17 protein-coding genes are annotated in these 12,948 nt (G+C 67.4%); 8 read left to right on the top strand and 9 right to left on the bottom strand.

Going from position 1 to position 12,948, the window contains the following annotated elements:
• Positions 1–9 precede the first annotated feature (9 nt).
• Positions 10–912: a cation diffusion facilitator family transporter gene (locus tag NR101_RS01110; RefSeq protein WP_256774161.1), complete on the top strand. Its 903-nt coding sequence runs from the start codon at positions 10–12 to the stop codon at positions 910–912.
• Positions 913–927: 15 nt separating this feature from the next.
• Here the strand turns inward: NR101_RS01110 and NR101_RS01105 are convergent, their stop codons facing one another.
• Positions 928–1,503 carry a hypothetical protein gene (locus NR101_RS01105; RefSeq protein WP_256774162.1) on the bottom strand — a complete coding sequence of 192 codons (576 nt, stop codon included), beginning with the start codon at positions 1,501–1,503 and terminating at the stop codon, positions 928–930.
• 177 nt (positions 1,504–1,680) lie between these two features.
• Here NR101_RS01105 and NR101_RS01100 point away from each other — a divergent pair, with 177 nt between their 5' ends.
• The 3 genes from NR101_RS01100 (at position 1,681) to map (ending at position 3,158) form a co-directional block, all read left to right on the top strand.
• Positions 1,681–2,112 carry a RidA family protein gene (locus NR101_RS01100; RefSeq protein ID WP_256774163.1) on the top strand — a complete coding sequence of 144 codons (432 nt, stop codon included), beginning with the start codon at positions 1,681–1,683 and terminating at the stop codon, positions 2,110–2,112.
• A gap of 69 nt (positions 2,113–2,181) precedes the next feature.
• Positions 2,182–2,394, top strand: a complete 213-nt coding sequence (locus NR101_RS01095) for a ParD-like family protein (RefSeq protein ID WP_179458689.1) — start codon at positions 2,182–2,184, stop codon at positions 2,392–2,394.
• Positions 2,391–3,158, top strand: coding sequence for a type I methionyl aminopeptidase (map, locus tag NR101_RS01090; protein ID WP_256774164.1), 768 nt, complete (start codon positions 2,391–2,393; stop codon positions 3,156–3,158). The genes NR101_RS01095 and map overlap by 4 nt, the downstream gene beginning before the upstream one ends.
• Before the next feature lie 28 nt (positions 3,159–3,186).
• Here map and NR101_RS01085 read toward each other — a convergent pair whose 3' ends face one another.
• Complete coding sequence (locus NR101_RS01085; protein ID WP_256774165.1) at positions 3,187–3,972, bottom strand: response regulator; 786 nt, start codon at positions 3,970–3,972, stop codon at positions 3,187–3,189.
• A complete protein-coding gene (locus NR101_RS01080; RefSeq protein ID WP_256774166.1) occupies positions 3,969–5,093 on the bottom strand; it encodes a histidine kinase in 1,125 nt (374 codons plus the stop codon). Before NR101_RS01080 ends, NR101_RS01085 begins: the two co-directional genes overlap by 4 nt.
• A 184-nt stretch (positions 5,094–5,277) precedes the next feature.
• On the opposite strand from NR101_RS01080, the gene NR101_RS01075 reads away from it, so the two are divergent.
• A complete protein-coding gene (locus NR101_RS01075; RefSeq protein WP_256774167.1) occupies positions 5,278–5,652 on the top strand; it encodes a hypothetical protein in 375 nt (124 codons plus the stop codon).
• Positions 5,653–5,712: 60 nt separating this feature from the next.
• Here NR101_RS01075 and gstA read toward each other — a convergent pair whose 3' ends face one another.
• On the bottom strand, positions 5,713–6,357 hold the full coding sequence (gene gstA / locus NR101_RS01070; protein ID WP_256774168.1) for a glutathione transferase GstA: 645 nt from the start codon (positions 6,355–6,357) through the stop codon (positions 5,713–5,715).
• Positions 6,358–6,494: 137 nt separating this feature from the next.
• Between gstA and NR101_RS01065 the strand changes: the two genes are divergently transcribed.
• Entirely contained in the window at positions 6,495–6,839 is a 345-nt protein-coding gene (locus NR101_RS01065) for a helix-turn-helix domain-containing protein (protein ID WP_256774169.1), read from the top strand.
• A gap of 26 nt (positions 6,840–6,865) precedes the next feature.
• On the opposite strand, the gene NR101_RS01060 is transcribed toward NR101_RS01065, so the two are convergent.
• Together NR101_RS01060 and NR101_RS01055 are read right to left on the bottom strand one after the other, a co-directional pair.
• A complete protein-coding gene (locus tag NR101_RS01060) occupies positions 6,866–7,237 on the bottom strand; it encodes a hypothetical protein (RefSeq protein ID WP_256774170.1) in 372 nt (123 codons plus the stop codon).
• A gap of 33 nt (positions 7,238–7,270) precedes the next feature.
• Positions 7,271–8,197 (bottom strand): LysR family transcriptional regulator, encoded by a 927-nt coding sequence (locus NR101_RS01055; RefSeq protein WP_256774171.1) that lies wholly within the window; start codon positions 8,195–8,197, stop codon positions 7,271–7,273.
• Between the two features lie 131 nt (positions 8,198–8,328).
• Between NR101_RS01055 and NR101_RS01050 the strand changes: the two genes are divergently transcribed.
• Positions 8,329–8,721 (top strand): RidA family protein, encoded by a 393-nt coding sequence (locus NR101_RS01050; RefSeq protein WP_256774172.1) that lies wholly within the window; start codon positions 8,329–8,331, stop codon positions 8,719–8,721.
• Positions 8,722–8,926: 205 nt separating this feature from the next.
• Positions 8,927–11,104, top strand: a complete 2,178-nt coding sequence (locus NR101_RS01045) for a hypothetical protein (protein WP_256774173.1) — start codon at positions 8,927–8,929, stop codon at positions 11,102–11,104.
• Between the two features lie 273 nt (positions 11,105–11,377).
• Here NR101_RS01045 and NR101_RS01040 read toward each other — a convergent pair whose 3' ends face one another.
• From NR101_RS01040 to NR101_RS01030, 3 genes are all read right to left on the bottom strand, one after another.
• A complete protein-coding gene (locus NR101_RS01040) occupies positions 11,378–11,506 on the bottom strand; it encodes a hypothetical protein (RefSeq protein WP_256774174.1) in 129 nt (42 codons plus the stop codon).
• Positions 11,503–12,282: a YggS family pyridoxal phosphate-dependent enzyme gene (locus tag NR101_RS01035; RefSeq protein ID WP_256774175.1), complete on the bottom strand. Its 780-nt coding sequence runs from the start codon at positions 12,280–12,282 to the stop codon at positions 11,503–11,505. The genes NR101_RS01040 and NR101_RS01035 overlap by 4 nt, the downstream gene beginning before the upstream one ends.
• 64 nt (positions 12,283–12,346) lie before the next feature.
• A complete protein-coding gene (locus NR101_RS01030; protein ID WP_256774176.1) occupies positions 12,347–12,853 on the bottom strand; it encodes a hypothetical protein in 507 nt (168 codons plus the stop codon).
• Between the last annotated feature and the right edge of the window lie 95 nt (positions 12,854–12,948).

The following is a 12,948-nucleotide window of genomic DNA, read 5'->3' as shown; positions in this document are numbered from 1 at the left end:
CGGCAAGCGATGGATACAGCACGCGAGCAGCGGGTCCTCACGTTTTCCATCGGGGTAACGATGGCGGTCAGCGCCATCGGCTTTGTCGGTGGCCTGCTGGTGGGGTCGCAGGCCATTCTGTTCGACGGCGTCTACAGCCTGGTCGACGTGGCCCTGACCCTGGTGGCGCTGTCGGTGCTGCGGCTGGTGGCGCGGGAGGAAAGCCCGCGCTTCCAGTACGGGTACTGGCACCTTGAACCGATGGTGGAGGCTTTGGGCGGGGCGATCCTGTCGCTGGCCTGCATCTATGCGCTGGCCAATTCGATCATCGGGCTGACCACCGGCGGGCATGAGGTCAAGGCCGGCCCCGCGTTGCTGTGGGCGGCCGTATTGTGCGTGAGCAACCTGGGCATGGCCGCGTTCGTGCGTGCCCGCGCGCAGCAGCTGAAATCGGCGCTGTTGTGGCTGGACGTACGCGCCTGGCTGTTGAGCGGTCTGATGAGCCTGGCGGTGGTGCTGGCGTTTGCGATCGCGCTGCTGCTGCGCGATGGCACGCACGCACACTGGATTCCCTACCTGGACCCGCTGGTGTTGGCGGCGATCAGCGTGGCGGTGCTGCCGGTGCCGTTGCGCAGTGCGTGGAAGGCCATGCGCGAGGTGCTGCAGGTGGCGCCGGATACGCTGGACGCGCGCGTGCAGGCAGTGATGAAGGACTTCGTGGCCGAACACGGCTATCTGGATTTCACCAGCCACGTGGCCAAGATGGGGCGCATGCGCTTCGTCGAGATCCACATCCTGACCCATCCGGAGACCGTGATCGGCAGCATCGGCAACGTGGATGCATTGCGTGACGAGATCGCCGAACGGTTGGACGCGCGCGGCAGCGAGTTCTGGTTGACCATCGATTTCACGGCCGATCCGGCCTGGACCTGATTCGGCGCGCAGCGCTCAAGGCGGGGACCTCTGGCCCTCACTGGACGTCGAGATGATCGTTGCGTTCTGCGGCAGTGACACCACGAACGGGTAGCGCGGCAGCAGCCAGGGGTAGTCTCGCTCCAACACGGCGTGGGCGTCATCCCGACGGTCGGTGAACGCCAAGTCGTGCGCCGTCACCCGGCGGGCATCCTGCTGGTTCGGCTCGCCCGTCACGACGTACACATCGCCAATGTAGGTGGCCTTGCCGGCCTCGATCGTGATGTGTGGGGCATCGGCCTCGTCCAGGGCCAAGGTCTGACCCTGCCGGTAGAACAGCAGTCCGATGTAATAGCGCCCGGCCTTGATCCGCAGCGAGGTGGTGGGCTCGTTGCAGACGATCACACCCTTGAAACGGTACGGGCCGATCAGCCCCTTGGCCGAGGTGCCAGGCGCGTACAACTGCATGCCGAAGGTGTTATCCGGGCAGTGGCTGGTGGTGATCAGCAGCCCTTCGTCGGGCTTGAGCGTGGCGCTTTCCTTGAGGTTTTGCGGCCCGGCCAGGCAGGGCAGGGCGACCAGCAACAGCAGTGCAGTCCAGACAATTCTCATCCTGAGCTCCCGTGGGGTTCTTCGTGAACGTGCTTTGGCGGGCGTACGACCCGCGCGGATGGCCGGGAGTGCTCGAATCATCCATGACTGCACCGCAGCGTTGCAATGCGCTGCGTTGACCTCAACCGAGGTTGAGGCACGAGACTGCGAACTCACTCCCTGACCAAGTCTTCCCCCATGTTGATCGATACCCCTGTCGCGCCCGCCGGCCTGTTCGGCTTCATCAATCCATCCGGCCTTTACGACCCGAGCGCGAATGGCTATTCGCATGTGGCGGTGGTGCGCCTGCCGGCCCGCGTGATCCATATCGCCGGGCAGGGCGGGGAGACCGCCGATGGCGCGTTGTCGCCCCGCTTCGAGGCGCAGGTCGCCCAGGCGCTGGACAACCTGAGCCTGGCGCTGGCGTCGGCCGGGGCCAGCTTGGCCGACGTGGCCAAGCTCACGGTGCTGGTGGTTGATCACGATCAGGACCGTTTGGGCATCCTGTCCGATCAGATCGGTCGGCGCTGGCCATTGGGGCGTGCCCCGACCTGTACGTTGATCCCGGTACCGCGACTGGCACTGGACGGGATGCTGTTCGAGATCGAGGCGACGGCGTACACCGCGTAAGCAACAATGTTGGCAGTGAATATATGAAGCGTATATGATGCGTATATTCTTCGTATCCAGGGCATCCCCATGGGCATCGTCAACATCGACGACGAACTGCACGACAACCTGCGCCGCGCCAGTGGTGTGTCCGGCCGCTCGATCAATGCCCAGGCCGGCTTCTGGATCAAGATCGGGATGCTGTGCGAGATGAATCCCGGGATGAGTTACCAGGAGATCGTCGGCCGCGAGCTGCGCGCGGCCGGGGTCGAGCCGGGTGCGTTGCGGGTGGCCGAAGCATGATCAAGACCGCTGAAGAGCAGGCGTTGATGCGCGCATCCGGGCGTCTGCTGGCACAGGTGTTCGAGGCGTTGGATACGCTGCCGCTGGAAGGCATGAGCACGCTGCAGGTCAACGACTGGGTGGAACGCTTCATCGTCGATCAGCTGCACGCGCGGCCGGCCAGCAAGGGCCAGTATGGTTTCGCCTACGTGTTGAACAGCTCCATCGACCGGGTGGTCTGCCACGGCGTGCCGTCGGCCGATGACGTCCTGCGCAGCGGCAGCATCGTCAACCTGGACATCACGCTGGAGAAGGACGGCTACATCGCCGACGCCAGCAAGACCTACCTGATCGGCGAGGTGGACTACGCGGCCAAGCGGCTGGTGCGGGTCACCCGCGAGGCGATGTGGAAAGGCATCGGCGTGGTGCGTCCGGGCGCGACGCTGGGCGATATCGGCTTTGCGATCCAGCAGCATGCCAAGGCGCACGGCTACAGCGTGGTCAAGGAGTTCTGCGGGCACGGCATCGGCCGGGAAATGCACGAAGAGCCGCAGGTGCTGCATTACGGTCGCCGCGGCGATGGGCTGGAACTGGAGGAAGGCATGACCTTCACCATCGAGCCGATGATCAACCAGGGCCGCGCGGCCATCGACATGAGCGAGGACGGCTGGACGGTGACCACGCGCGACGGCAAGCTGTCCGCGCAGGCCGAGCATACGGTGCTGGTCACTGCCGATGGGGTGGAGGTGTTGACGCTGCGTGCGGGTGAGCAGACGGGACGCTGATGGCGACCCGGTCGGGCACAACCCGGCGCTAGCCGATGTCGCCGCTGCGCGTGGACACCAGCTTGAGGAAGGCCTCGTTCTGGTAGCGGCTCATGCGCAGCTGTTGGCCGGTATCCATGGTGACCACGTGGTGGCCGTTGAACCAGGGATGGATGGCCTTGACCCGACGCACGTTGACGATCGCCGAGCGGTGCACCCGGGCGAAATGGCGCGGGTCCAGCCGCGCGGCCAACGTCGCCATGGTTTCGCGCAGCTCGTGCACGCGGTCGACCAGGTGGATTTCCACGATGTTGCGCGCGGCCTTGATCCAGACGATGTCGTCCACCGCGATCAGCACCACGTGCTCGTCCACCCGCACCGGAATGCGTTGCAGGTAGTCCTCGCGCTGGCGCAGCGCATCCAGTGCCTGCAGGATCTGCACCGAGGCCTGCGCGCCGACGCCACTGGCGGCCGACAGCCGGTGCTTTGCACGCTGCAGGGTGGCGGCGAAGCGCTCGCGGCTGAACGGCTTGACCAGGTAATCGATGGCGTTGGCCTCGAAGGCCTTGACCGCGTACTGCTCGTACGCGGTGACGAACACGGTGGCGGGCATGCGCTCGGCACCGATGGTGGCGACCACGTCCATGCCGTTGATGGCCGGCATCTGGATGTCCAGGAACACCAGGTCCGGGGATTGATTGCGGATCGCGGCCACCGCCGAGACGCCATCGCCGCACTCGCCGACGATCTCGATATCGGCATCGTCGCGCAGCAGGCGCACGATCGCGTGGCGCGCGATCGGCTCGTCATCCACCACCAGCGCGGTGAGGGTCATGCCGGCGACAGGCCGGGGTTGAATTCGGGTGCATCCTCGGCGCTTTCCAGCACACGGAACGGCACGCGGATGCGGCACACCACGCCTTCGGGCCACATCATGTCCAGGCGCACCTCGGCGGCATCGCCGTAGAGTTCCTGCAGGCGCAATCGCGTGTTGGACATGCCGATGCCATGGCCGGCCGAGGCGGTCGGCTCGGCGGAGAGGGTGCTGTTGCGGTTGCGCACTTCGATGCACAGCGCGTCGCCGTCACGCCGCGCCTCGATCTCGATGGTGTCGCTGCCCACGCGTTGGCCAATGCCATGGCGCAGGGCGTTCTCCACCAGCGGCTGCAGGATCAGGCTCGGTACGGCGCACTCCAGCGTGTCCGGGGCGATGTAGGTGCGGGTGGTGAGGCGGTCCTTGAAGCGCACGCGCTGGATGCCCAGGTAGAGTTCGATCAGGTCCAGCTCCTGGCGCAGGCTGATTTCCTGGCCGTCGTAGTCCTCCAGGAACGCACGCAGCAGCTCACTCAGGCGCAGCAGCATGTCTTCGGCCGACAGCTTGTCCTCGTCGAGCAGGGTAATGATCGCGTGCAGCGTGTTGAACAGGAAATGCGGCTGCAGCTGCGACTTCAACGCGAGCAGACGCGACTGCGCCAGCTCGGTGGCCAGCTGGCTGGCTTCCAGTTCGCGCTGGGCCTTCTCGGCGTGGAAATGCAGCGCCTGCTGGATCGCAAACAGCGTCCAGTAGGTCAGCAGGCCAATGGCGAAGTGCTGTTCCAGGAAATACCCGAGCTGCTCGGCGAACCCGCTGGGTTCGAACAGGGTGGAGACCAGCGCGCCCAGCACCATCGCGGCGAAGGTGACGCACAGGCTGGCCAGCACCTGCGCGCCCAGACCGTGGAAGCGCAGCGTGCCGCGCACCGGGAAACGTTCGGCCAGGCGGAACACCGTCGGTGCCAGGGCGCCCCAGGTGTACCACTGGATCAGCGACCAGCGGGCCAGATCCCAGAACGGCCAGTTGGTGCGGGGCATGCCGACGTTGATCGCGTTCTGCATGGCGAACACCAGCGCCACCAGCGTCCATAGGGCGATGTAGCGGGACAGGCGGATCTGGGTGCTGCCAAGGCGGATGAGCATGGTCGGTCCTGCGCCGCGGGTGTGCGGCAAGGGGCATCTTAGGCGCGGGGGGAGGGGGCGGGAAGCGCCATGACGGCCCATTACGATTGGCCCGCGCGTGGCGACGATTGGTCCCGGATCGATTGGCGGCGGGCGATGGCCGGTGCCTGATACGGACGTCCTTCACCGCTACGGAGATGCCGCCATGTTCCTGATCCGCCCTGTCCTGATCGCTTCGCTGTGCTTGATTCCGCTGTTGGTGACCGCTCCGGCGCGGGCCGGCGATGCACGTTACCTCGGCCTCCTCAACCGCGCCCATGACAGCGTCGTCGCGCTGGAGGTGGCCCCGGCCGGCAGCGGTGCATACGTCGCCCGACCGATCGACAGGCTCGACGGGGGCGGCGGCAGCGCCACCGTGCGCCTGGGCGAGGCCGGTTGCCGGTTCGATGTGCGGCTGCAGTTCCGCAATGGCCGGCGCGCGGTCTATCACGGGGTGGATGTGTGCACCGGCGACACGCTGGCGATCGCGCCGCTGCCGCGTGGGCGCGACGATGTGGCCGTGGCCGTGCAGTCGCGCTGAGCGCACCGGTCGTCCGGGCACTGCATCAGAGGGGGCGCGGTGGTTCCGGGGGAGCGCGGATCACGCCGCGTCGGGCGCGGCCAGGCCCTCGCGTTCCAGCGCGGTGCGCACCGAGGGGCGGGCCTGCACGCGCTGATACCAGCGCTGCAGATTGGCCAGCGCATCGAAGTGGATGTCGGCCTTGTAGTACGAGGTCAGCCACGCCGCCTGGCCCCAGCCAACCAGGGCGAACAGGTAGGCGTCGGCGACGCTGAAGGTGTCGCCGGTGAGGTAATCGCGTTCGGCCAGTTGCGCGTCGATCCAGGCGACACGTTGCGCGAGCTTCGGCCGTGCGGTGTCCACATACTTGCCGGCGGCGGTGGCGTACAGCAGGGGGATGAATCCCTTGTGGATCTCGGTGGCGAGGAAGCTCAGCCATTCCTGCAGGCGGTAGCGCGCCAGCGTGCCGTTCGCTGGTGCCAGTGCGCTGGCCGGATGCTGGTCGGCGAGGAACTGCAGGATCGCCGCGCCTTCGCGCAGCACGCTGCCGTCGTCCAGTTCCAGCGCCGGCACGTAGCCAAGTGGATTGACCCGCAGGTAGTCATCGCCGTCGGCGGTGCGATGGGTGCGGTGATCGACCTTGACCAGCGTGGCGGCGATGCCGAGTTCGTTGAGCACGATGTGTGCGGCGAGCGAGCAGGCGGCGGGCAGGTAATAGAGCTTCATTGCGGTATCCAGGACGGGGAGGGGGCCTCTGCGTGAGGCGTCCTGCCGCATTCTAGGAGCGCGGTATAAAAACGGAAGAAGGCACTATCCTGTGGTGTAGGTACATAATTGTTACCTCCCGCCTTCTGGACCCTTCGATGAAAGACACCGTCTCCGGCTGCTCGGTGGAAGAAGCCATGCGCCTGCTCGGCGGGCGCTGGCGGCTGCTGATCGCCTCTTACCTGCTCGATGGGCCGAAGCGCTTCAACGATCTGCGCCGCGACATTCCCGCCATTTCCCAGCGCATGCTGACCCTGGACCTGCGTGCACTTGAAGCGGCCGGGCTGGTCAGCCGTACCGTGTATCCGACGGTGCCGGTCAAGGTGGAATACGCGCTGACCGAGGACGGGCGGCGGTTGCAGCCGGTGGTGGAGGTGATGCAGGTGTTCGGGTTGTGGGTCAAGGCGCGTGCGGCCGTCGTCGATGCGGACGCGGTGCGCTGACCGATGCGTGCATCACGTGCGTGGATTCACTGGTCGGCGTCGGCGGCGGAACGGAACCCGATCACCTTGTCCACGGTGAAGCCGGGCAGCATCGCGCGCAGTTCATCCAGCATCTTCAACCGCGACGCCTCGGCGCTGTCGGCGGGAAGGCCAGCGGCAAGCGCACGTTGGTAGGTGTCCAGCCCCGCCGCCTGCAGCGCCGGTTCGCAGTGCGATGCCGCGGCAAGGGCGATCTCGGTGGCGCTGGCGCTGCTGCGGGAATGCTGCTGGGCGTAGGCGAAATGGCAGTCGAGCAATGCGGTCAGCAGCGGGTCCCGGCTCGGTTCCGGGGTCTGGGCCAGTGCCGTGCTGCCCAGGACGAGGCCGGCAAACAGTGCGATGCAGCAGCGGTGGTGCATGGGGTTTCCTGGTGGGGCTGTCGGCGTAAGCGCTCAGCGCTGGGGCAGGGTGTCGACCGGCGCCTGCGTGGCCATCAACCCGGCCACCCAGTCGATGAACACCCGCAGTTTGACGCTGACATGCCGGTTCGGCGGAAACGCAACATACAGCGGCATCGGCTCGAGGTGCCAGTCCGCGAACACGCGCACCAGTTCGCCATTGGCCACGTGCGGGGCGGCCATGTAGGTAGGCAGCCATAGCAGGCCCAACCCGGCCACACCGGCGGCGAGATAGGCGTTGCCGTCGTCCAGTGCCAGCCGGTGGCGGCCCTGCACGGTGATGCGTTCTTCGCCACGCTGCATCGTGTAGGGAAGCACCTTGCCGTTGCGCGAGCGCAGGTAGCCGACGATGCGGTGGTGGCTGTCGATCAGGGCGCGCGGGTGGTCGGGGATACCCGCCTGGTCCAGATAGGCCGGTGCCGCGTGGATGCCGGCCTGCAGGTCGCCGATGCGGCGGGCGACCAGCGACTGATCGGTGATCGGGCCGCCGCGGATCACCGCGTCCACGTTCTCACCGATCAGGTCGATGTTGCGATCACTCACGCCCAGATCGAGCTGGATGTCCGGGTAGCGGGCCAGGAAGTCGGGCAGGGCGGGGACCAGCACCAGGCGTGCGAGCGGCGCGGGCACGTCGATGCGCAGGCGTCCGCGTGGCAGGGCGGCAGCGCCGGACAGGCTGGTGTCGGCATCGTCGATGTCGGCCAGCAGGCGCACCACCCGTTCGTAGTACGCCGCGCCGTCAGCGGTGACGTTGACCTGGCGGGTGGTGCGGTTGAGCAGGCGCACCCGCAGCCGCGCCTCCAGTTGCTGGACCAGTTGGGTGACGGTGGTGCGGCTCAGCTGCAGGGTCTGGGCCGCCTTGGTGAAGCTGCCGGTTTCCACCACGCGCACGAAGGCCTGCATTGCATCGAAGCGGTCCATGGGGCGCCTTACGGGGTGGGATTGTTTGGATTCTACAAATAGTGATGGTCGGTCTGGGGCGTTTATCCAGGCCGGCGCGGCCTCTACCGTAGTGGCATCACAACAACGGGCCACCGGCCCGGGAGAAAACGATGGCAACCCGTGACGTGGTCTTTCCGCCGGGCCGGCAGGCCCTGTACGAGCGCAACCGCTATTCGCCGGCGGTGCGTGCCAATGGCTTCCTGTTCGTCTCCGGCCAGGTCGGCAGCCGCGAGGACGGCTCGCCCGAGCCGGTGCTCGAGGACCAGGTGCGGCGTGCGTTCGACAACCTCAACGCGGTACTGGGGGCTGCCGGCTGTACCTTCGAGGACGTAGTCGATGTGACCGTGTTCCTGGTCGATCCGGAGCGGATCTTCGAGCGGGTGTGGGCGATCGTGCCCGAGTACTGGGGCCAGGCGCCGTACCCGACCCTGACCGGAATCGGGGTGACGTGGCTGTATGGGTTCGATGTGGAGATCAAGGTGATTGCAAAGCTGCCGGACTGAGGCCGGTAGGGGCGTGCGCCGGCTGGAAGCTTGGGGCGGTGCCCGGTGGTAGAGCCACGCCATGCGTGGCTGGCAGCGCTCATGACGCGGCAACGGAGGCCAGCCACGCATGGCGTGCCTCTACCGACGCAGTGGGCCTTCACGCGACTGCGCCAGCCCGATGGCGATAGTGCACGGGTCATTCTGCTGCCCCGCGCCTACCTACATGCCCCTGATTCCCGAGCGCGTCCAGCGCTGGCCCCGGCCGTGGCGCCTGGCGTTGTTCTCGTTGCTGGCGCTCTACGCGCTGTATCTGATCGCCGGCAACGTGTTCCTCAATACGCCGCTGTTCGATGCGGTCACCAACCGCAAGCCTGAAAAATTCACCATGCAGACCGGGCCGGCGCTCACCGTGCTGCCGGGCCAGGCCATCGTGTGGAACATCCGCATGCGCGGGCAGGCCGGGCATACGGTGTACATCTTCCGCGCCGACCGGGCCAGCGCCTGGATCGACCTGGTGGCGCTGTTCCGCCGTGAGGTGCGGATCCCGCGCATCGATGCCATGGGCGTGGAAGCGGACATCCAGCGGGTGGACAAGGCGATCCCGCCACCGCCGCGCAGTGATCGGGGCTGGACGCTGCGTTTCGACGCGATCCACAGTGATTCCATCCGCAGCGGCCAGTTCGGCAAGCTGCTGATCGTGGGGCAAGGGCATGGCAACGTCGGCTTCCTCAAGCAGCTCAAGGGCGGGCCGTCGGAACTGTTCGATTCCACCGCCGGCTTCGAGCAGGCGACAGTCAGTTTCGACGGGGTGAAGGTGCTGGACGAGGCGCATCTTGGCGCACGCTTCCACTTCCCGCGTCACTATCGTGACCAGGCGCCGGGGCTGCGCAAGTTCGAGATCACCTGGGCGCAGCTGCAGATCGATGCGCGCAGCCAGGCGTTGGAAATCGACACCGGCGGCCCGCATGTCAAGGTGGGCAGCGCCCCATCGAACGCGCGGCTCAATGCCGATGTGGTGCTGGACCAGGGCGCGTTGCAGGCCGGCAGCCGGGTGGTGTGGCGGGTGCCGGTGCATGCCGGCATCGATGCCGATGACCGGGGCTTGCTGTCCCTGCAGCTGGATGTGGCGCAGGACATGCGGGTGCAGGCGCGGCTGCCGCGGGATCCGGAAACCGGCAGTGAACTGCATGCCGACCTGCGCGTGACCGGCACGAAGATTCCGTTCCGGGCGCCGGCCGAGCTGCTGCCCCGCTTGTCCGGGCAGGTGCAGGGCGCGTGGAAGTTCGAGTCGTTGAACTGGATCGCCGATCTGTTCGTGCGCAAGCCATGGTTCCACCTGGATGGTGGCGGGCTGCTGGAGGGCGACCTGAAGATCGCCGACGGCCAGCTCGCGCCGGGCAGCACGCTGGACATTCCGCAGGTGGCAGCCGTGGCCGAGGTGGCCGGTGTACGTCTGCGCGGCGATGCCAACGCACACGGCAGCATCGTGGCGGGCGCGCCGGCCCAGGCGCAGCTGGACGTGAGGATTCCGCAGTTCCTGGCCGCGCCGACGAACGCGCCCAAGGCGTTGTTGTTCGATGGGCGCGCGATGGCCCTGACCCTGCGCGGGGACGCCCGCCTGCAGCAGTTGCGTGACGGCATGCGCGCGCGCCTGCGCTTCAACGATGCGCGGGTGCCGGACCTGACCGCCTACAACCGCTACCTGGGCAACGACAACGTGCGCCTGCTCGGGGGCACCGGCCTGCTCAGTGGCGATGTCGAAATGGATTCCTCCGGTCGTGTTGGCACCGGCCGGGCCGACCTGCGGGGACGCGGTGCGCAGTTGCAGGTGGCCGGCATCGCCATGCGCGGTGATGCACGCCTGAAGGCGCGCGTGCAGCGGGCCGACTTCGATGCCAAACAATTCGACCTGGGCGGTACCACGATCGATCTGCGCAATATCCGTGTCGGCGATGCGGGCGGTGAAGAGAACTGGTGGGGAACGGTGGCAGTGCGCAAGGGCCATATCGATGCGGCCGCGCCGTTCCAGGTGGATGCCCAAGCCGATCTGCGCCTGCGCGATGCCGGGCCGTTGCTGGGCGTGTTCGCCGAGCGCAGCGCCTATCCACGCTGGGTGCTGGGCCTGCTGGATTCGGGCGAGGTGCAGGCCAGCGGTCAGCTGCGCTGGCGCAGTGGCGAGCTGCGCGTGGAGGATCTGCAGGCCGAGAACGAACGCCTGTCGTTGCGCGCCCGGCTCGACCTTGCACATGCGCAGCGGCGGGGGGATCTGTACCTGCGCTGGGGCGTGCTGGGTGCCGGGATCGAGCTGCAGGGCCAGCAGCGCAAGTGGCACCTGGCGGGCGCGCGCGAGTGGTATGACCAGCAGCCGCGGTTGTTGCCGGCCAGTGGGTCGGCGCCGTAGTTTGGCGGCTTCGGCAGCCACGCATGGCGTGGCTCTACCCGGGTCCGATGCGGTGTTAGGCATGGTCCGGGATGTGGCGTCACGGATCGCAACCCGGCAGCAACGGGGGTAGAGCCACGCCATGCGTGGCTGACGCGGTGTCCGGGTCAGGCATTGCCGCAGGGTGAAGATGCCGATGGCCATCCCATCGCTGGCCGAGCGCATGGTGGGGTGGGCGCCCGCCCGGTAGCGCATTGGCCGGCTGTCACTGCAACTGCAATCCCTGCGCGGCGGTTAGTTGCCCGTCGAGCGGATGCAGGTGGTGGCGGGCCTGCGGACCGTTGCTGTCGAAGCGGCCGAGCAGATGTCCTCGAAGGCGACCTGCTGCATGGCCACGGCGTGGTGGCGCGCTGGTGTGGTCATGGCGTCGCTTCCGGGGCTGGCGCAGGCCAGTAGAAACTGTCCGAAGTAGCGCGCGCGCCGAAGATGGCCTGGCCGACACGGACCACGGTGGCCCCTTCTTCGATGGCCAGGTCGAAATCGCCGGACATGCCCATCGACAACTCTTCCAAGGTAACCCCCTCAGGCAAGGTCGGGCGCAACCGGTCGCGCAGGTCGCGCAGACGCGCGAAGCAGGGGCGGACCAGGGTCGGGTCCGGCGAGAACAGGGCCAGGGTCATCAGCCCGCGCACGCGCAGCCGGGTGAACGCCGGCAACTGCTGCAGGAAGTCGGCGACCGCGATCGGGTCCAGCCCGTACTTGCTGGCTTCACTGGAGGTGTTGACCTGCACGAACACGTCCAGGTCGCGCTGCTCCACTTCCAGCCGTCGGTCCAGGGCCTCGGCCACGCGCAGGCTGTCCAGCGCCTGGAACTCGCTGGCAAAACGCGCCACCTCGCGCGCCTTGTTGGTCTGCAGGTGGCCGATCACCGACCAGCGGATCGGCAGGTCGGCCATGGCCTCGGCCTTGGCCTGTGCCTCCTGCACCTTGTTCTCGCCCAGTTCGTGGCAGCCTGCCTCCCAGGCCAGCCGCAGCCGCGCTTCATCCACGGTCTTGCTTACCGGCAGCAGGCGTACGCTGGATGGCGCGCGGCCAGCGCGGGCGCAGGCGTCGGCGATGCGTGCATGTACGGCTGCGAGGTTGTCGGCGATCTCCGCGGCGGTCGTGGCCTGCGGCCAATCAGGGCGTGGGTTGGACATCGCGTACTCCGGGAAACTCGGCCGGTATGGTGGCATATCCGCGCGGCCGGATGGCACGCGCACCTCAGGGCGCGCTGGGCGTGCTCGGGCGCACGTAGTGCGATTGGCCGTTGTCGCCGACGAAGATCAGCTCCGGCTTGCCCTGCCATGAGGTGAGCATGGCGCCGGTGCTGTTCTGGTGTTTGATCACCAGGGTGGCGCCCCGATCCGGGTTGGCGGTGACCTTGAAGACTTCGGTGGTGCCGCTGGCATCGTCCAGGGTGAGCATGGCTTCATCGCCGACATCGGCGGTGCCGTAGCCGCCACGTTCGGAGCCATGGGCGTCGAGCAGGATCATGCCGGACAACGGCGAGGCGCGCGGCCCCTGCGACACCCCCTTGCTCAGCGGATCGGGCACCGGCGCCCCCAGGATCAGCCGGGCCTGGCCGTTGCCGTCCTGGATGACCAGACCGCGCGCGGTGATCACCCGGTCCTCGGCCTGGCTCTGGTGCAGGCGCACAGCGGTCCAGCCGGAAACAACCAGGGCAAGGCTGGAGACGATCAGCGTGGTGAGGGTAAGTGCGCGGGACAAAGGCGGCTCCAGATCCTTGGAAGGCAGCGACAATACCGGACGGGCCGATGGGGACACCAGTCGGGAAAGTCTGCAATTGCGGTGATCGTGAAGTG

The sequence above is a fragment of the Stenotrophomonas sp. Ste86 genome, assembly GCF_024519465.1.
GTDB lineage: Bacteria > Pseudomonadota > Gammaproteobacteria > Xanthomonadales > Xanthomonadaceae > Stenotrophomonas.
The sequence above is the reverse complement of the archived record's forward strand: the minus strand, read 5'-3'. Positions and strand labels throughout refer to the sequence as shown.